Origin of the sequence: Streptomyces sp. NPDC029216, assembly GCF_040648015.1 — a bacterium.
GTDB lineage: Bacteria > Actinomycetota > Actinomycetes > Streptomycetales > Streptomycetaceae > Streptomyces.
Genome location: NZ_JBEZWL010000020.1, coordinates 47,275 through 64,960 on the forward strand (window position 1 = coordinate 47,275; position 17,686 = coordinate 64,960).

The window sequence follows — 17,686 nt, forward strand, 5'->3', positions numbered from 1 at the left end:
GGGCCCGGGATGTCACCTCGCGGCGGGCGGGGTCAGCGGTTGGTGTTGAGGAAGCCGATGACGACCGCGCCCCACCAGCAGGCCTGGGAGACCAGGGCGGTCGCGCCGCCCCAGAGCAGGAGCCCGCGGCCGGGCTCGCCGGCGGCGGAGGCGAGGCGGCGGCCCAGCAGGCCCGCCTGGAGGCCGTTGACCGTGAGGACGGCGACGAGGCCGAGCTTGGTGAGGGTCAGCGGGGAGTGGAGGTCGGGGTGCAGCATCAGCCCGCTGACCACGAGGCCGCCGAGGCCGGCCCAGATCGGCACGTGCAGCCGGGCCGTCGCGCCGACGACCTCCTCCAGGGTGCAGCGGCCGGTGGCCCACAGGAGGCCGTAGTAGTCGGCGGACAGCACCGCGCCGAAGCCGAGGACCAGCGAGGCCAGGTGCGCGAAGAGCGCCGCGGAGCGCATGGCCGCGTCCGCCTGCATGTGGAGGGAGCACCACAGTCCCGCCGCCAGGACCACCAGGGCGCACAGCGCACCCGCCGACACGGTCCACCAGGAGTCGTACAGGCGGACGGGGCGGGGGGAGAGTCTGGCGGCTGGCGTGGACATGGGGGGCGGGCTCCGGGGCGAACAGGGGCGACGCGGCACCGTCCGCCGCGTCAAAGCAAGGTAAGGCTCACCTAAAGAAGCCCGTCCGTCAATCCGGGTCCACGGGACGGGACCCACGAGGCCGGGCGGGCAGCGCCCGCCGGGGTGACGAGTGCAACACTGGAAGGACCGCCGCCCCCTCTCCCCCACCCGATCCGCAGGCCCGGGCGGCCGGCCGGCCGCCGTTTCAAAGGGTGGACGGGCGCACGACCCGTCCATCACTCGAAACGGGACATTTCACTCCTTGATGTTCGGCCGGAATGCCCAAGCGGACAAACAATGAGGCCCGTAAGCTCCCGTCATGCAGGTGATCCAGTCAACGAAACTCGCCAATGTCTGCTACGAGATCCGCGGACCCGTCCTCGAAGAGGCGATGCGGCTCGAAGCGGCAGGTCATCGCATCCTCAAGCTCAACACCGGCAACCCCGCGGCCTTCGGCTTCGACTGCCCGCCGGAGATCCTTGAGGACATGCTCCGCAACCTGGGCAACGCCCACGGGTACGGGGACGCGAAGGGCCTGCTGTCGGCCAGGCGTGCGGTCATGCAGCACTACCAGACCAAGGGCATCGACCTCGGCGTCGAGGACATCTACCTGGGCAACGGCGTCTCCGAGCTGATCCAGATGTCGATGCAGGCGCTGCTCGACGACGGCGACGAGGTGCTGGTCCCGGCCCCGGACTACCCGCTGTGGACGGCGTCCGTCAGCCTGGCGGGCGGGACCGCCGTGCACTACCGGTGCGACGAGCAGTCCGACTGGATGCCCGACCTGGCGGACATCGAGCGCAAGATCACCGACCGCACCAAGGCGCTCGTGATCATCAACCCGAACAACCCGACCGGCGCCGTCTACGACGACGAGATGCTGCGGGGCCTCACGGACATCGCGCGCCGCCACAACCTGATCGTCTGCTCCGACGAGATCTACGACCGGATCCTCTACGACGGCGCCACGCACACGAACACCGCCACCATCGCGCCCGACCTGCTGACCCTCACCTTCAACGGCCTGTCCAAGAACTACCGCGTCGCCGGCTACCGGGCCGGCTGGATGGCGGTCTGCGGGCCCAAGAAGCACGCCGCCTCGTACATCGAGGGCCTGACGATCCTCGCGAACATGCGCCTGTGCGCGAACATGCCCTCGCAGCACGCGGTGGCCACCGCGCTCGGCGGACGGCAGTCGATCGTGGACCTGGTGCTCCCGGGCGGGCGGCTGCTGGAGCAGCGCGACACGGCGTACGACCTGCTCACGCAGATCCCGGGCGTCACGTGCGTGAAGCCGAAGGGCGCCCTGTACCTCTTCCCGAAGCTGGACCCGGCCGTCTACAAGATCAAGGACGACCGGCAGATGGTCCTGGACCTGCTGCGGGCCGAGAAGATCATGGTCGTGCAGGGCACGGGCTTCAACTGGCCCGAACCGGACCACTTCCGGATCGTGACGCTGCCCAACGCCAAGGACCTCGCGGACGCGGTCACCCGCATCGGACGCTTCCTGGACGGGTACGGGCAGCACTGACGGGGGGGGCGCAGCCGCTCGTCCCAGAGTCCGGATACAGATCAACTTTAGAACGGATCCAAGGTAGGATGGTCTCCTGACCCCGCAGGAGGCCTCCTCATGTACGAGCCGATCCGCCCCAAGTCGGCCGTCCACGGCGTGGACGGCAGCCACAGCGAACCCCAGTACCCGCAGAGCAGCCGCGGCGAAGCCCTGGACATCCAGCTCGCCGGCCACCTCGCGGCCCTGCTCGCCGTCACCGACGAGCTCGGCCTGGAGGACGGCGGCGCCGCCCGCATCGCGGAGCAGGTGACCCGCCTGCGCGGTTCCCAGCCGGTACGGGTCGCCTACCCGGCCCTGTCCGACGGCGCCGACACCCTCACGCTGCACCGCCGCGCCCACGACCTCGCCGCCCGCGCCCTCCTCGTCGCCGCCTCCCGCGCCGACACCGCCGTGGCCATCCTCGCCGCCCAGCGCATGGACGCCCACGCCGCCGCCGCCAACCTGGCCGGCACCCACTGACGGCCCCGGTCCGGGGCCGCGGAGGCTCCGGACCGGGCGCCATGACCCTCCGGCCTCAATCGGGGCCGGCGTCCGCGTCAGATCGCTACGCGCTCCTCTTTTCAGGGCGTCCGCCGACCACCTGTGACTGATACCCGCACCGGAGGACGAACGGACCGCTCTGCGGAGCACCCAGGCGCGACGGATCGCTACGCGCTGCCCCCGTCTCGGCGGCTGACGGCCGTCCGGGGCGGCAAACGGGCTCAGTCCGCGCGGTTCATGCGGTTGGCGAAGGTCGAGACCGTGTACGTGCCGATACCGAGGACGACCTCCAGTGCGTTGCGTCGGGTGTAGCCGTGATCCTGGAACAGCGCCAGCTCCTCATCACTCACGGCGCCCGAGGCTGCGAGGACCTGGAGGGTGAACCGGCGTACGGCATCGAGGCGTTCGGGGTCCGGCGCCGGGCCGAGGCCGGCGAGCTTGGTCTCGTGCATGTCGATGCAGAGACCGCACTGGTTGTGGGCGGCGACGGTCAGGATGACGGTTTCGCGGGAGTGCGGGTCGAGGGTGGTCGACTCGAAGACGGTCGACCGGCTGGTGGCGCTCGGCTACGCCGAACGGATCGACGACGCCCACGATGCGCGCCGCAAGCTCGTCCACCTCACCCCGCACGGCCGGGCCGCCCTGCACCGCTCGGCTGCCATCTTCGACGAGCTGCGCAGAGAAGTGGGTCGCCACCCTCGGCGCGGAGCGCGTGCGTAGCATCGAGGGCGGGCTGCGCGAGGTCGTCCCCCCGGAGACGGCCTTCCGCCTCGATGCGACCAGCTGGCTCGGGGGCGTCTAGTCGTCCGAACGGGGCTGACCCTCGACCACGGAAGGTGCCTGATGGGCAGATCGCCGCTGATCACTCATATCTCTTGGGGAGCTATGGAGGTCGAAGGGCTCGCGGCAGGCAAGGACTTCGTGCTGTATCCCGGAGGTGGGAACCCCTGGGACTGGAACCGGCACGGCACGCGGCACGAGCCGGGGATCCAGCCCGCGGACGTGCGGGAGCTCCTTGAGCGCGGATGCACGGTCGTCGTTCTCAGCCGCGGCATGGAGCGGCGGCTGAAGACGATGCCGGAGACGCTGCGGATGCTCGAGGAAGCGGACGTCGTCGTGCACGTCGAGGAGACGAGGGCCGCCGTCGGTCTGTACAACCGGCTGGCAGCCGCGAGCGAGCCCGTCGGCGGTCTGTTCCACTCGACCTGCTGAACCCGAGACGCAGGTTACATTCAGCGCACGTCACAGACCGCCGGGGTGCCTTGTCTTAAGCCGTACGCCTCAACCTGGTCGTTGCCTGGCGGGAGGCCACGGTGTTCACCGAGGCCGAGCGCGCCGCCCTGGAGCTGACCGAAGAGGCCACCCGCATCGCCGACGCGGCCGGTGGCGTCAGCGACGAGGTCTGGGCGAATGCCGCCAAGCACTACGACGAGGACCAGCTCGCCGCCCTGGTGACCCAGATCGCCCTCATCAACGCCTTCAACCGCGGCAACGTCATCGTCCGGACCCCCGCCGGCGGCTACGAGCCCGGCCAGCACTGACGGCGGCGGCTGACCGGGGTCACCGTGTCGCGCGGAGGTTCCAGGTGGTCAGGTCGCCTTCGATCAGGCCGTAGGAACCCTCCATGTAGGAGGTCGAGGTGACCTTCAGGACGCCGATCGGGGAGTTCTCGTTGACGAGGCAGACGCTGTCGCCCTCCGCCACGACGACTTCCTTGCGCGACTGGGTCGCCAGCAGGTCCCTGCAGCCCTGGGCGGTGGGCGCCTCGGGGTTGGTCCACAGGGCGGCGGTGCCCATGACCATCATCGAGCTGGAGCCGCTGCGCCCGGCCGCGGGCCGGGTGCCCAGCTCGGACCCCTTGCGCGGCGGCACCTGCGACAGGTCGATGCCTTCCAGCCCGAGGACGATCTTGCCCGTCCACCGGACCGAGCCCGCTCCGGCGGCCCCGGTCCCGGAGGCCGAGGACGCGGTCCCGCCGGCCGGAGGCTGAGCCACGACGTTCGGCGCGGCGGCAGGCGGAACTGCCGCCGGCGCGTGCGAGTTGTTCGTGAAAGCGGCGATGGCGCTCGCCACACCGGCGATGGCACTCACCACAGCGGCGATGACACCCCAGACCTTGGCCTTGGAAGCGCCCGGAGAGGCCGGCGGAACCGGCGCGTACGGCGCGTACTGCGGCATGGCCGGCCGCTGCGACGGATCCTGCTGCACGTTGCCCCCTGAAATCCCCGATCGGCCCGCCAGTCGAGCAGCGGACCGGCGATCCCCGCGACGATAGCAATTACCGTGCGCCGTCACGAATATGGTCCCGCCTCAGCACCGCCCTCCGCTGCGGCCACCAGCCCCGGGCGGCCGCCGGACGCCGAAATCCGGGCAGCGCGTGGCGGTCTGGGGCGCGGCGCGGCGCCGGATGGCTGGGCAGGGGGGCCGGATGCCCGGCAGGCGGGACCCCGGTCAGCCCGGCTCCCCCGCCACCCGCACCACCCCGCACCACGGCACCGTCGCCGGGGCCCAGACCGGGCCCAACGCCTCGGTGCGGGCAGCCGGGGTGCCCGGGGTCAGGCCCGGGAGGCGGACCAGGGACTGGGACGTGCGGGCGTCCGGGGCAGAGGGGCGGCGGTCGCGGAACTCGACCGTGACCACGTACGAGCCCTGGCCGCCCCGGGCCTCCACCACCGCCAGCACCCGCCGGCTCTGCGGGTCGACGCGGCAGCCGGTGACCCGGACCTCCGGCGGCGGGGCGGCGGACGCCGGGCGGCCCGGGCTGCTCGCCCAGACGTACAGGCCCAGCGGGGCGAACACCAGGAGGCCGGCCAGGACCACGAGGCCGACCACCCACCCCTGCCATTTCAGTGCCATGCCCCCGATCCTCCCGGCACAGTAGGCGGCTTGCCAGCACCCACCCACTCACACAGCATTTCGAAGCGGGACCGCCTGGACACCCGCCGTTCACCCAACGCCGCGCGGAATGTGGGTTTCCGTGAGCAGGCTCCCCCCTGTGAGACGCATCCTTGGAATCGCTCTGGCGGTCCTCCTGATGGGCGGCGTGATCGCCGTCATCGTCCTCGGGGGGAACGGAACAGAGGGCACGGCAACGAAGACCGTGCGTGGCGTCATCGGATCGGAGAAGTCCGAGTTCTTCCGCGATCCCGACGTCGTCAAGGCCCTTGCAGCCAAGGGCTACAGCGTGAAGACGGAGACCTCCGGTTCCTGGGCCATGGACCAGCTGAACCTCAAGGAGTTCGACTTCGCCTTCCCCAGCAGCAGTGAGCCCGCCCAGGAGATCGAGGCCGCGGCCGGGGTGAAGGGGGCGCAGACCACCAAGCCGTTCTTCTCGCCCCTCGTCGTCATCGCCCGCGCCAACGCCGCCAAGGTCCTCGCGGACAACGGCCTGGCCAAGACGAACGGGAAGAACTCCGGCACCCTCCTCATGGAGCCGTACCTGAAGGCGGCGGGCGAGGACCGGAACTGGCAGCAGCTCTCCGGCTCCGCCGGCTTCCCTGAGCTGTCGGGCCGGGTGTTCATCAAGACCACCGACCCGGCGACCTCCAACTCCGGCGCCCTGTTCGTCGCCGCCACCTCCAACGTGGCCAACGGCAGCACGGTGGTGTCGGACGACGCCGGGATCGACCGCACCACGCCCCTCCTGCGCAAGCTCATCCAGGTCCAGGGCGCCCTGGAGCCCTCGACCGACGACCCCTTCCGGGCCTTCATCAGCGGCAGCGGCGAGCCGCTCATCCTCGCCTACGAGTCCCAGGTCGCCTCCCTCCTCCTGCAGAAGCAGACGAACGCCGAGGTCGCCGGCATGGTCGTGCTCTACCCGGACACCACCGTCAACTCCCCGCACACCTTCGTCCCCCTCAACGACAAGGCCAAGGAGCTCGGCACGCTCCTCGCCACCGACCCGAAGCTCCGCGAGCTGGCCGTCCGCCACGGGTTCCGTCCCCAGGAGGGCGTCGCCGAGTTCACGGCCGCCACCGCGCCCTACGCGGGCTACCTCAACCCCAACCTGGCCGGCATCCGGCAGGTGGGCGCTCCGACCGTCAAGGTCCTGATGGCGCTGGCCGCCCGCACGAAGGGATAGGGGGACCCCAGATGACACTGACACCGCCCGAGGGCGACGACCCGCTCGTCCTCACCGCGCCCGAGCCCGTCGCCGCCGTCCCGCGGGAGCGGGCCTCCGGCCTCGTCCCGCTCGCCGACGACGTGCGCGACGAGATGTCCCGCCGGGCCGGGGAGTACGTCGGCCGGCTCGCCGGGATCGACGCGCGCTCCCCCGAGTTCGCCACCCGCATCGACGACATCACCGCCCTCGGCTCCGCCGACATGCGCACCGCCGCCCACCAGTCCAACCGGATGCTGGAACGAGCGGTACGTTCCCTGGGCTCCGACGGGAGCGGCGACGCCCAGGCCCGGGTCGCCGGCTCCCTCGTCGAGCTGCGCCGCACCGTCGAGGACCTCGACCCGCAGGCCGGCGCCCCCGCCAAGGGGGCCCGCAGGCTGCTGGCGAAGCTGCCCGGCGGCAACCGGTTCCGCGACCACGTCGCCAAGTACGCCTCCTCCCAGGACACCCTCAACCGGATCGTCGGCGCGCTGCGCGGCGGCCAGGACGAGCTGCGCCGCGACAACGCCGCCCTGCACACCGAGCGGACCCGCCTGTGGGAGACCATGGGCAAGCTCCAGGAGTACGCGGTCCTCACCGAGGCCCTGGACGCCGCCGTCGAGCAGCGGATCACCGAAGCGGAGCGCACCGACCCGGCGCAGGCCGACGCCCTCCGCTCCGACGTGCTGTTCCCCGTCCGCCAGAAGCACCAGGACCTGCTGACCCAGCTGGCCGTCTGCGCCCAGGGCTACCTGGCCATGGACGTGGTCCGGCGCAACAACGACGAGCTGATCAAGGGCGTCGACCGGGCCGCGACCACCACGGTCTCGGCGCTGCGCATCGCGGTGATGCTGGCCTCGGCCCTGGACAGCCAGCGCACGGTGATCGAGCAGGTCAACGCCCTGCGCGGCACCACGGAGGACCTGATCCGGGGGAACGCGGAGATGCTGGCCACCCAGAGCGGGGAGATCCAGCGGATCGCCGCGGACCCGGCGGTCGGGGCGGAGACGCTGCGTACGGCCTTCGCGCAGATCTACCGGACCCTGGACACGATCGACTCCTTCAAGGCCCAGGCCACCGAGAGCATGGCGGCGACGGTCGAGTCCCTGACGGGCGAACTCCAGGCGGCCTCCGCCTACCTGGCCCGTACCCGTACGCCGAGCGCCCTGGAAGGCGGCAAGGAATGAAGCGGCACACCGCGCGCATGCGCAGACGTCTCGCGGCGGCCGTCGCCCTGACCGCGACCCTGCTGGGCGCGGCGGCCTGCACGGAGGAGAAGCCGGACGACGGCACGTCCGCCGGCCCCCGGAAGCCGGCCGCCTCGTACAAGGAGGGCAGGCTGCGCGTCCTGGCCTCCAGCGAGCTCGCCGACATGGCGCCGGTCCTGAAGGACGCCTCGGCCGCCACCGGTGTCTCCGTCGACTTCACCTGGTCGGGGACGCTCGACGCGGCCGAGCAGGTGTCCTCGGGCAAGGCGGACGGGGCGTACGACGCGATCTGGCTCTCCTCCAACGACTACCTGCGCCTGCGTCCCGAAGCGGCCGCCAAGCTGGCGAACGAGACCCCGGTGATGTCCTCCCCGGTGGCCATCGGCGTCAAGCCGGAGGCCTTGGCCCGGCTGGGGTGGAAGCCGCAGGAGGTGACCTGGGCGGCGGTCGAGGAGGCCGTCGCCGCCGGGAGGCTGACGTACGGGATGACGGACCCGGTCCGCTCCAACTCCGGTTTCTCCGCGCTCGTCTCCGTCGCGTCGGGCCTGTCGGGAGCGCAGGCGGCCCTCACCGACGAGGACGTGAAGAAGGCCCAGCCCCGTCTGAAGGGCTTCTTCAACGGGCAGAAGCTGACCTCCGGTTCCTCCGGCTGGCTCGCGACGGCCTACGCCAAGCGCGGGGACGTCGACGCCCTGGTGAACTACGAGTCCGTCCTGCTCTCCATGAACAGGGACACGAAGACGACGGCGCCCCTGACCGTGATCCGCCCCAAGGACGGCGTGGTCACCGCGCACTACCCCCTCACCCTCCTGACCTCCTCCCCCGCCGGGGCGCGGGAGTCCGGCCGGCGCCTGACGGAGTACCTGCGGGGCGACGCGGCGCAGCGGGCCATCACCGAGAAGACCTTCCGCCGCCCCGTCGCGGCCGGGGTGGCCCCGGCCCCGGGGCTGGACGCGGAGAAGCGGCGCGAGCTGCCCTTCCCCGGTACGCGGTCCGTCGCCGACGGGCTGCTGGCCTCGTACGAGAACGAGCTGCGCCGCCCCTCCCGCACGGTGTACGTCCTCGACACCTCCGGTTCGATGGCGGACGACAACCGCATCGGACGGCTGCGCACGGCGCTGACGGACCTGACCGGGACGGGGAGTTCGGGTCCCGGGCAGCGGTTCAGGGACCGTGAGGAGGTGACGCTCCTGCCGTTCGGCGACGGGGTGAAGCAGGTGCTGACGCACGTCGTGGAGCCCGGGAACCCGGGCCCGGCCCTGGATGCGATCCGGGGGGACGTGAAGTCCCTGCGCCCCGAGGGCGGGACGGCCGTCTACGGCAGTCTGAAGGCCGCCTACCAGCACCTGGGGAAGGGGAACGCCGACGCGTTCACCTCGATCGTGCTGATGACGGACGGGCAGAGCGGGGACAAGGTGCAGGACTTCGACTCCTTCTACGCCGGCCTGCCCGAGGGCCAGAAGCACACGCCGGTCTTCGCGGTGCTGTTCGGGGACTCGGACCGCAAGGAGCTCAGCCACATCACCGAGCTGACGGGCGGCCGGCTCTTCGACGCCACCAACGGCAACGGCTCGCTGGACGGGGCCTTCGAGGAGATCCGTGGCTACCAGTAGGCCCGGTAAGGGCAATGGACCCCAGAGGCCCCACACGGCCCTGAAGAGCGCGCTCGGCTATCTGGAGTCGAAGAAGAACCTGGCCGGCAGCGCCTGCGGTCTCGCCGGTCTGGCCCTGACCGTGGCCGGGGTGGCGGGCACGTACTGGCCGGTGGTGATCGCGGGCCTGTACGGGGCGGGGGCGCTGATCGCCCCGCCCGAGCGGGCTCCGGTACCGGTGTTCCCGGGCACGGCCGAGCAGTTGGACGGCGTACGGGAGGACCTGGGCCGGCTGCGGGACTACGTGGCGGAGGTGGAGCTCCCGCCGGCCGCCGAGGGCAAGCTGGGCGAGCTGCTCGACCTGTACGCGGCGCTGCTGGAGCCGGGCTGGGGCACGGAGGCCCTGGCCACGGAGCCGGACGCGGTGCACGCGCTGTCGCGGGCGATCCGGCTGGACGTGCCGGAATGCGTGGACACGTACAACCGGACCCGCTGGTGGACCCGGCTGACGCCGGGCGGGGAGTCGCCGGAGCGGCACCTGGAGCGGCAGCTGTCGGTGCTGTTCGACGAGGCGGAACGCCTGACGGCGGGCCTCCAGGACAGGGAGGCCCGCCGTCAGCAGACGCACACGACCTATCTCGAAGAGCGCGGACGCTCCTGAGAGCCGCGACGGGCGGCGGCCGGGACAGTGACCCCTCGCCCGTCGGTCAGGCGTGTGCTGCGATGGGAAAGCCTTGGTCGGGGATTCCCACAGCGGTGGGAGAACCTTGGTCGGGGACTCCCACGTTCAGCTGCCCTGCGGCGCAGTGCCGTGCAATGCGGCGCAGGGCAAGTCGGTTCAGCCCAGGCGCTCGACCAGGGCGTGGTACTGCTCCCACAGCTCCTTCGGCGTGTGGTCGCCGTAGGTGTTGAGGTGCTCGGGGACCAGGGCGGCCTCCTCGCGCCACACGTCCTTGTCGACGGTGAGGAGGAATTCGAGGTCCTCGTCGGAGATGTCGAGGCCGTTCAGGTCCAGGGCGGCCTTCGTCGGCAGGATGCCGATCGGGGTCTCGACGCCTTCGGCGTTGCCGTCGAGGCGGCCGACGATCCACTTCAGGACGCGGCTGTTCTCGCCGAAGCCCGGCCACACGAACTTGCCCGCGTCGTTCTTGCGGAACCAGTTCACGTAGTAGATCTTCGGGAGCTTGGTCTGGTCCTTGTCGGCCGCGACCTTGACCCAGTGGGCCATGTAGTCGCCCATGTTGTAGCCGCAGAACGGCAGCATCGCGAACGGGTCGCGGCGCAGCTCGCCGACCTTGCCCTCGGCGGCGGCGGTCTTCTCGGAGGCGATGTTCGAGCCGATGAAGACGCCGTGGTTCCAGTCGAAGGACTCGGTGACCAGCGGGACGGCGGAGGCGCGGCGGCCGCCGAAGAGGATCGCGGAGATCGGGACGCCCTTGGGGTCCTCCCACTCGGGGGCGATCGTCGGGCACTGCGAGGCCGGGACGGCGAAGCGGGCGTTGGGGTGGGCCGCCGGGGTGTCGCTGTCCGGGGTCCAGTCGTTGCCCTTCCAGTCGATGAGGTGCTTCGGCGCCTCTTCGGTCATGCCCTCCCACCACACGTCGCCGTCGTCGGTGAGCGCGACGTTGGTGAAGACGGTGTTCGCGTACATCGTCTTCATGGCGTTGGCGTTGGTGTGCTCGCCGGTGCCGGGCGCGACACCGAAGAAGCCGGCCTCGGGGTTGATCGCGTAGAGGCGGCCGTCCTCGCCGAAGCGCATCCAGGCGATGTCGTCGCCGATGGTCTCGACCGTCCAGCCGGGGATGGTCGGCTCCAGCATGGCGAGGTTCGTCTTGCCACAGGCGGAGGGGAAGGCGGCCGCGACGTACTTCGCCTCACCCTGCGGCGGGGTCAGCTTGAGGATCAGCATGTGCTCGGCGAGCCAGCCCTCGTCGCGGGCCATGACGGAGGCGATGCGCAGCGCGTAGCACTTCTTGCCGAGCAGGGCGTTGCCGCCGTAGCCGGAGCCGAAGGACCAGATCTCGCGGGTCTCCGGGAAGTGCGAGATGTACTTGGTGGTGTTGCACGGCCACGGGACGTCGGCCTCGCCCTCGGCGAGCGGAGCGCCGAGGGTGTGGACGGCCTTGACGAAGAAGCCGTCGGTGCCGAGCTCGTCGAGGACGGCCTTGCCCATGCGGGTCATGGTGCGCATGGCGACCGCGACGTAGGCGGAGTCGGTGATCTCGACGCCGATCGCGGAGAGCTCGGAGCCGAGGGGGCCCATGCAGAAGGGCACGACGTACATCGTGCGGCCCTTCATGGAGCCGCGGAAGATGCCCTTCTCCCCCGCGAAGCCCCCCTCACCAGTGAAAAGGGCCTTCATCTCGGAAGGAGCCTTCCAGTGGTTGGTCGGGCCCGCGTCCTCCTCCTTCTCGGAGCAGATGAAGGTCCGGTCCTCGACGCGCGCGACGTCGGACGGGTCGGAGGCGGCGTAGTACGAGTTCGGGCGCTTGGTCTCGTCGAGCTTCTTGAACGTGCCCTTGGCGACGAGCTCCTCGCACAGGCGCTCGTACTCGGCTTCGGAGCCGTCGCACCAGACGACGCGGTCGGGCTGGGTGATCGCCGCGATCTCGTCGACCCAGGAGATCAGCTCCTGGTGCGTCGTCGGGAGGGAAGGGGTGGGAGCCGCGTTGTCGCGCGCCACGATTGCTCCTTGTTGAGGGGTTTGTTTGGTGTATGCCCCGTGGGGGCCGCGACCCGGACGCTTCGCGCTCCGCTCATCCGGTGTCGACCGCACTCATCTGATCATCCGGTGCGTGTGCGCATATGTCCAGGGGGCCTCTCACGTGAGCATCGCCACGTCAGTCAATCTTCCGTAAAGAGGACTAACGGAAACCTACGGACCCGTAGGTAGCATGACGGCCATGACTTCTGACGCCGCTGCCCTGGCGGCCGCACCACCCGAACGCGCAGCTCCGGAGGCCAAGCCGCTGATGCGCGGCTGGCTGCACACCGGAATGTTCCCGGCCGTGGTGGTCGCGGGCCTGGTGCTGATGGCCTTCACCGACTCGACGCGGGCGCGGGTCGCGTGCGGGGTGTACATCCTCACCGCCTGCCTGCTCTTCGGTGTCAGCGCGGTCTACCACCGCGGTACCTGGGGCCCGCGCGGCGAGGCCGTCCTGCGGCGCCTCGACCACGCCAACATCTTCCTGATCATCGCGGGCACCTACACCCCGCTCACGGTCCTGCTGTTGCCGGACTCCACCGGGCGGATCCTGCTGTGGGCGGTGTGGCTCGCGGCCGCCGCCGGCATCGCCTTCCGCGTCTTCTGGGTCGGCGCCCCGCGCTGGCTCTACACCCCCTGCTACATAGCGATGGGCTGGGCCGCCGTCTTCTTCCTGCCCGACTTCATGCGCACCGGCGGCATCGCCGTCCTGGTGCTGGTGGTCGTCGGCGGCCTCCTCTACAGCGCGGGCGGGGTCATCTACGGGATCAAGCGCCCGAACCCGTCCCCCCGCGTCTTCGGCTTCCACGAGGTCTTCCACTCGCTGACGCTGGCGGCCTTCGTCGCCCACTACGTCGGCATCTCGCTGGCCGCCTACTCGCACTGAGCCGGGCGGCGCCGCCGTCAGCCCAGCCGGGCCCGGGCGAGGGCGGTCAGCACGGCCCGGGTCTTGGTCTCGCCCGTCGGCGGCGGGACCAGGCCCCGCTCCTTGAGGCCGGCCGCGAGCAGGTCCTGGGCCGCGGCCGCCTCTGCGAGGTCCGCACGGACCGACACCTCCAGGAACCGCAGCCCGCCGTCGGTGGTCCACTCCTCGAACGCCACGGATCCGGGCAGCCCGTCCCAGTCCTGCTTCCACTTCACGGCGTGCACCGGGCCCAGCGCGATGAGCCCGCCCGGGTCCTCGCCGTCCGCGCGGGCCGCCTCCAGCAGCTCCCGCTGCGGGTGGCCCAGCAGCTCGCCGAGGGGGCCGCGTTCCGCTTCGAGGGCCTCCTCGAAGTCCCGCTCGGCCTCCAGCGAGGCCGACAGGACGGGGGTGAACGCCGGACCGGCCCGGTCCTCCTCGACCCTGAACTCCCAGTGCTTCTCCTCCCGCTCCCGCTGCCATTCCTCCGGGAGCTCGGGACACGGGCGCAGCTTCACGGTGAGGTCCGCCTTCCGCTTCGCCTCCGGCCCGCCGCCCCGGTCCCGCCGCAGGCGCAGGATCAGCCCCCGCTCCAGCAGGGGCAGCAGCACCGCGCCGCCGGCCCCCCGGGCCGGCCGGTCCCAGAAGTGGACGGCCCGCTCGCGCCCCTCCTGGCCGCCCAGGCCGAGGGCGTCGAACGCCGCCCCGGCCTCCGCCCCGACGAAGCTGATCTTGAGTTCTGCGGCCTCGGCCGCCGGGAACTGCCTCATGGTGCTGTTATCGCACGGCGGGCCGGACCCCGCATTCCGGCCGCGCATACGGCCGGGGGCCCCGCCGCGGTGTGCGGCGGGGCCCCGGGAGCCGAACGCGGTCAGCAGGTGCGGCCGTCCCCGTCCGGGTCGAGGCGCAGCGGGTCGCTGCCGTTGACCTTCATCCGCTGCGGGAACCGGTGCGCCGCCAGCCAGTCGCAGCGGGCCTGCGTGGTCTTCTTCACCTCGGCCGGGAAGGCCGTCGGGACGCACACGTTGACCGTGCCGTAGTGCCGGTCGCAGCCGGCCACGGCGGGCGCGACCGGGGCGGAGTTCCGCTGCGGCGGGTTCTCCTTCGGCGCGGCCAGCTCGTTGGCGAACGCGTGCTCGTGCGGGGCGGGCTGCTGCTGTGCGGCGGCCGCCGTGAGCGAGGGGGCCCCGCCCAGGTGGATCCAGGTGGCGACGGACGGGATGCCGGCCGCGTCGACCCCGAAGAGCATGTACCAGCCGGGCGGCGCCAGGTTGGGATTGCTGGTGACGTTGAGGTCGATGGTGGTGTTGTTGACCACGGTCATCGGCAGGTCGACGAACCGCTGGTTGGGGTCGGAGGAGTGGGTGACCGCCGCCGGGCGGATGAGCTCCGCCTTGGCGATGGGCCGGTTGACCGTGATCCGCTGGGTGTCCCCGTACACCCACTCCGTGTCGATCACGGAAGTGAGCTGCGGGCGCGCCCCCTTGAACAGGTACGGCGGGGTGTAGACCGACACGGCGTGGTTGTACGTGCCGTTGCCGGGGTTGTCGCCGACCGACATGACCCGGCCGTCGGGCAGCAGGAAGGCGCCCGAGTGGTACGTGCGCGGGATCGGGTCGGTGGCCAGGCCCGCCTGGTAGGTGTTGCTCGCCGGGTCGAAGAACGAGGCCTCGAAGACCGGGTCGGCCCGGTCGTGCAGCCCGCCGCCGGTCTCCAGCACCTTGCCGTCGGGCAGCAGGACGGCGGAGACGTACATCTTGCCCTCGGCCCCGGTCTGCGGGCGCTTGCCCGCTCCGGTGTCGACGAGGCCCTGGGGCAGGTCGGGGCCCGCGGTGTAGGCGGGGCTGGGCTTCTTCAGGTCGATGATGTCGGTGAGCCGGTTCGCCGCCGGGTTGGTCTCGTTGTTGCCGCCGCCGACGGTCAGGACCCGCTGGTCCTGGGCCGGGGGCAGCAGGACGCTCGCCGACTCGTCGCGCTCGTCCTTCTTGCGCAGTCCGGGCACGTCGGTGACGGTGTTGGCGCCGTAGTCGTAGACCGAGGAGCCGGAGCCGGCGGTGCCGTTGCCGAAGGTGTGGCTGCCGGAGTAGAAGAGCCGGCCGTCCTGCATGAGGATCATCGACGGGTACAGGCCCCAGTACGACCAGGTCTGGTTGACCTCGTTCATCGGCAGCCACTTGTTCTGCGCCGCCGAGAACTTCTCCGCGGTGACGTTGCCGGTGGAGTCCTCCTTCAGCCCGCCGAAGGAGATCACGTCGCCGTTGCCGAGGAGGGTGGCGGACGGGTACCAGTGGCCGCCGTTCATGTCGTTCGTCCTGGTGTAGGTCTCGGTGGCCGGGTCGAAGACGTAACTGTCCTTCAGCCCCTGGTAGCCGATCTTGCCGTCGGCGGAGGGGTAGCCCTTGTTGCCGCTCATCACCAGCACCCGGCCGTCGGCCAGCTGCACGTGCCCGGAGCAGAACATGTCCACCGGCGTCGGGATCGTCTTGACCGTCCCGGCGACCGGGTCGTAGACGGCGGAGGTGAAGGTCCCGGCGTTGAACTGGGAGATGTCGTTGCCGGATCCGGCGATCAGCAGCACCTTGCCGTTCTTCAGGACCACGGCGTGCATCGAGCGCACCGGGTTCTGGGTGCCCATCACCTCCCACTTGCCCTTGGCGCACTCCTCGGCGGTGCCCGTGCAGGTGGGCTGCGCCGGGACGGCGCCGACCTCCTCCAGCGCGTAGTCGTCGCTGGTGAGGGTGCCCACCCCATAGACGGACAGCCCCCAGGCGATCTTGTCGGTGTTGGGCGGGACGGCGGGCGTACGGACCTGGGTGCGCGACCAGGCGGCGCTGACCGGCGGGTTCTGCAGGTCGGTCCAGTACTGCCAGCCGGCGGCGGTGTCGTGGCGGAAGACGGTCACCGCCACGTCCGGGGTGTTCGACTTGTACCAGGCGGACAGGTCGTACTGCCTTCCGGGTACGACGGTGGGGGCGCAGGTGGTGTTCTCGGTGACCAGGGCCTTGCGGTCGCCGTCGACGCGGCGGGTGAGCATGACCTTCATGGCCTTGGTGCCGCTGTGGGCGTCTTCGACGGTGGCGAAGGTGAAGTCGTTGTCGCCCCAGCCGGATTTGGACCAGCAGGACGGCATGTCGGAGCCGGGCGCGCCGGCGGTCTCGAAGCCGGGATTGGTGAGCAGGTTGGGCGGTCCGGCCGTGGCCTGCTGTGGGGCGGTGAGCAGCAGGCCGGTGGTCATCGCCCCGACGGCGGCCAGCGCGGCCCTGCGCCCTGCCCTCCGTCGGATCGTCCTTCGCATGCGGTGGTCCTTTCGGTGCGGCTCAACTCCTGGTCGTGGTACGGGTACGGGCCGCCGCGCGTGGCCCGCGCGGCAGGTAGACGAGGGCCTCGGTGGCGGCGAAGCGCAGGACGAAGGTGGTGACCAGCGCCAGGGCCGTCGCGGGCAGGACCTCCAGGCCGAACCGGCCGACGAACAGCGCGATCAGCGGGATGCGCAGCAGCAGGTCGGCGTTGGCGAGGAGGGCGAAGCGTCCGACGCGGTCGGCCCAGTGGCGGTGCCGGCGGCGGTCGCGGAAGAGGAGGGTCTCGATGAGGAGGAAGTTCCACAGCACCCCGGCCTGGTTGGCCACGACCTCGGCGGCGAGGTAATGCATCCCGGCGTGGGTGAGCAGCCAGAGCGCGAGGAGGTTGGGGACGAAGCCGGAGAGGCCGATCAGGCCGAAGCCGATCATCCGGGCGAGCGGGCTCGCCGAGCGCAGGGCGGCCAGGTGCGTCAGGAAGCGCAGGCCCTCGCGGGCGGTGGACTTGGACTCCCCCGCGAAGCGGTCCTGGAAGACGAAGGGGACCTCGGCGGTCTTCTGCGGCCGGCAGCGGACGGCCAGCTCCAGCAGGATCTTGTAGCCGAGGGGTCGGAGCGCGTCGGCGGTGACGGCGCGGCGGCGCATGGCGAAGAAGCCGCTCATCGGGTCGCTGATCCCGCGCAGGGCGCGCGGGAAGAGCCCCTTGGCCAGCCAGGTCGCGCCTCGGGAGACGGCGACGCGGTAGCCGCCGGCGAGCCCGGCCCGGCTGCCGCCGGGGAGGTAGCGGGAGGCGACGACGAGGTCGGCCCCGGTGCGGTCGCCCTCGCCGACCAGTGTGGGGACCAGCTGCGGGGGGTGCTGCAGGTCGGCGTCCATGACGACGATCCAGTCGGAGCCGGCCCGGGCGATCCCCTCGACGACGGCCCCGCCCAGGCCCCCGGAGGGGCTGTCGCGGTGCAGCACGTCGACGGGGAAGGGGCAGTCGGCGGCGGCCTTCTCGATCGCGGCCGGGGTGTCGTCGGTGGAGTCGTCGACGAACAGCACCTCGCAGGGCGGGGTCGCGGGCAGGCAGGCGCAGAGCTGCCTGAGCAGCTCCGCCACGTTGGCGGACTCGTTGAAGGTGGGGATGATCAGGGTGACGCCGCCCGAGGTGGAGGACACCGGCGGAGTGTCGACTTCCGGATCGTCCAGGGCGTGCGGGGGCCACAGGTCCTCGCTCATG

At 71.4% G+C, this 17,686-nt stretch carries 17 protein-coding genes and 1 pseudogene; 10 read left to right on the top strand and 8 right to left on the bottom strand.

The annotated features are described in order from the left end of the window. Positions 1 to 32 precede the first annotated feature (32 nt). A complete protein-coding gene (locus tag AB0F18_RS10990) occupies positions 33 to 590 on the bottom strand; it encodes a hypothetical protein (protein WP_362057511.1) in 558 nt (185 codons plus the stop codon). 340 nt (positions 591 to 930) lie between these two features. On the opposite strand from AB0F18_RS10990, the gene AB0F18_RS10995 reads away from it, so the two are divergent. After that, on the top strand, positions 931 to 2,142 hold the full coding sequence (locus AB0F18_RS10995; protein ID WP_362057513.1) for a pyridoxal phosphate-dependent aminotransferase: 1,212 nt from the start codon (positions 931 to 933) through the stop codon (positions 2,140 to 2,142). A 99-nt stretch (positions 2,143 to 2,241) separates the two neighbouring features. After that, complete coding sequence (locus AB0F18_RS11000; RefSeq protein WP_362057515.1) at positions 2,242 to 2,643, top strand: hypothetical protein; 402 nt, start codon at positions 2,242 to 2,244, stop codon at positions 2,641 to 2,643. A gap of 242 nt (positions 2,644 to 2,885) precedes the next feature. On the opposite strand, the gene AB0F18_RS11005 is transcribed toward AB0F18_RS11000, so the two are convergent. Continuing rightward, positions 2,886 to 3,161 carry a hypothetical protein gene (locus tag AB0F18_RS11005; RefSeq protein WP_362057597.1) on the bottom strand — a complete coding sequence of 92 codons (276 nt, stop codon included), beginning with the start codon at positions 3,159 to 3,161 and terminating at the stop codon, positions 2,886 to 2,888. Here AB0F18_RS11005 and AB0F18_RS11010 point away from each other — a divergent pair. The 3 genes and pseudogenes from AB0F18_RS11010 to AB0F18_RS11020 form a co-directional block, all read left to right on the top strand. After that, a complete protein-coding gene (locus AB0F18_RS11010; protein WP_362057518.1) occupies positions 3,115 to 3,384 on the top strand; it encodes a MarR family winged helix-turn-helix transcriptional regulator in 270 nt (89 codons plus the stop codon). The two genes, AB0F18_RS11005 and AB0F18_RS11010, sit on opposite strands and share 47 nt — an antisense overlap. Positions 3,385 to 3,507: 123 nt before the next feature. Next, positions 3,508 to 3,876, top strand: coding sequence for an Mth938-like domain-containing protein (locus tag AB0F18_RS11015; protein WP_362057521.1), 369 nt, complete (start codon positions 3,508 to 3,510; stop codon positions 3,874 to 3,876). A 59-nt stretch (positions 3,877 to 3,935) separates the two neighbouring features. Next, positions 3,936 to 4,205 (top strand): annotated as a pseudogene (locus tag AB0F18_RS11020) (carboxymuconolactone decarboxylase family protein); the annotation flags it as partial. 19 nt (positions 4,206 to 4,224) lie between these two features. Here the strand turns inward: AB0F18_RS11020 and AB0F18_RS11025 are convergent. Then, positions 4,225 to 4,872, bottom strand: coding sequence for a hypothetical protein (locus AB0F18_RS11025; RefSeq protein ID WP_362057524.1), 648 nt, complete (start codon positions 4,870 to 4,872; stop codon positions 4,225 to 4,227). 243 nt (positions 4,873 to 5,115) lie between these two features. Next, positions 5,116 to 5,520 (bottom strand): hypothetical protein, encoded by a 405-nt coding sequence (locus AB0F18_RS11030; protein WP_362057527.1) that lies wholly within the window; start codon positions 5,518 to 5,520, stop codon positions 5,116 to 5,118. Positions 5,521 to 5,659: 139 nt separating this feature from the next. Between AB0F18_RS11030 and AB0F18_RS11035 the strand changes: the two genes are divergently transcribed. Genes AB0F18_RS11035 through AB0F18_RS11050 form a run of 4 tightly spaced genes read left to right on the top strand, consistent with a single transcriptional unit; the run spans position 5,660 to position 10,224 of the window. Beyond that, positions 5,660 to 6,745 carry a substrate-binding domain-containing protein gene (locus tag AB0F18_RS11035; protein ID WP_362057530.1) on the top strand — a complete coding sequence of 362 codons (1,086 nt, stop codon included), beginning with the start codon at positions 5,660 to 5,662 and terminating at the stop codon, positions 6,743 to 6,745. Between the two features lie 11 nt (positions 6,746 to 6,756). After that, positions 6,757 to 7,950, top strand: a complete 1,194-nt coding sequence (locus AB0F18_RS11040) for a toxic anion resistance protein (protein ID WP_362057533.1) — start codon at positions 6,757 to 6,759, stop codon at positions 7,948 to 7,950. 17 nt (positions 7,951 to 7,967) lie between these two features. Further along, complete coding sequence (locus AB0F18_RS11045) at positions 7,968 to 9,584, top strand: VWA domain-containing protein (protein ID WP_362057536.1); 1,617 nt, start codon at positions 7,968 to 7,970, stop codon at positions 9,582 to 9,584. Between the two features lie 40 nt (positions 9,585 to 9,624). After that, positions 9,625 to 10,224 (top strand): hypothetical protein, encoded by a 600-nt coding sequence (locus AB0F18_RS11050; protein WP_362057600.1) that lies wholly within the window; start codon positions 9,625 to 9,627, stop codon positions 10,222 to 10,224. Positions 10,225 to 10,401: 177 nt separating this feature from the next. Here AB0F18_RS11050 and AB0F18_RS11055 read toward each other — a convergent pair whose 3' ends face one another. Then, on the bottom strand, positions 10,402 to 12,246 hold the full coding sequence (locus AB0F18_RS11055; RefSeq protein WP_362057539.1) for a phosphoenolpyruvate carboxykinase (GTP): 1,845 nt from the start codon (positions 12,244 to 12,246) through the stop codon (positions 10,402 to 10,404). Between the two features lie 220 nt (positions 12,247 to 12,466). Here AB0F18_RS11055 and AB0F18_RS11060 point away from each other — a divergent pair, with 220 nt between their 5' ends. Continuing rightward, on the top strand, positions 12,467 to 13,153 hold the full coding sequence (locus AB0F18_RS11060; protein WP_362057542.1) for a hemolysin III family protein: 687 nt from the start codon (positions 12,467 to 12,469) through the stop codon (positions 13,151 to 13,153). A gap of 17 nt (positions 13,154 to 13,170) precedes the next feature. Here AB0F18_RS11060 and AB0F18_RS11065 read toward each other — a convergent pair whose 3' ends face one another. The 3 genes from AB0F18_RS11065 to AB0F18_RS11075 all read right to left on the bottom strand — a co-directional run bounded on the left by AB0F18_RS11065 (position 13,171) and on the right by AB0F18_RS11075 (position 17,685). Then, positions 13,171 to 13,938, bottom strand: a complete 768-nt coding sequence (locus tag AB0F18_RS11065; RefSeq protein ID WP_362057545.1) for a hypothetical protein — start codon at positions 13,936 to 13,938, stop codon at positions 13,171 to 13,173. Between the two features lie 101 nt (positions 13,939 to 14,039). Beyond that, on the bottom strand, positions 14,040 to 16,463 hold the full coding sequence (locus AB0F18_RS11070; protein WP_362057548.1) for a galactose oxidase early set domain-containing protein: 2,424 nt from the start codon (positions 16,461 to 16,463) through the stop codon (positions 14,040 to 14,042). A 22-nt stretch (positions 16,464 to 16,485) separates the two neighbouring features. Next, entirely contained in the window at positions 16,486 to 17,685 is a 1,200-nt protein-coding gene (locus tag AB0F18_RS11075) for a glycosyltransferase family 2 protein (protein WP_362057551.1), read from the bottom strand. Between the last annotated feature and the right edge of the window lies 1 nt (position 17,686).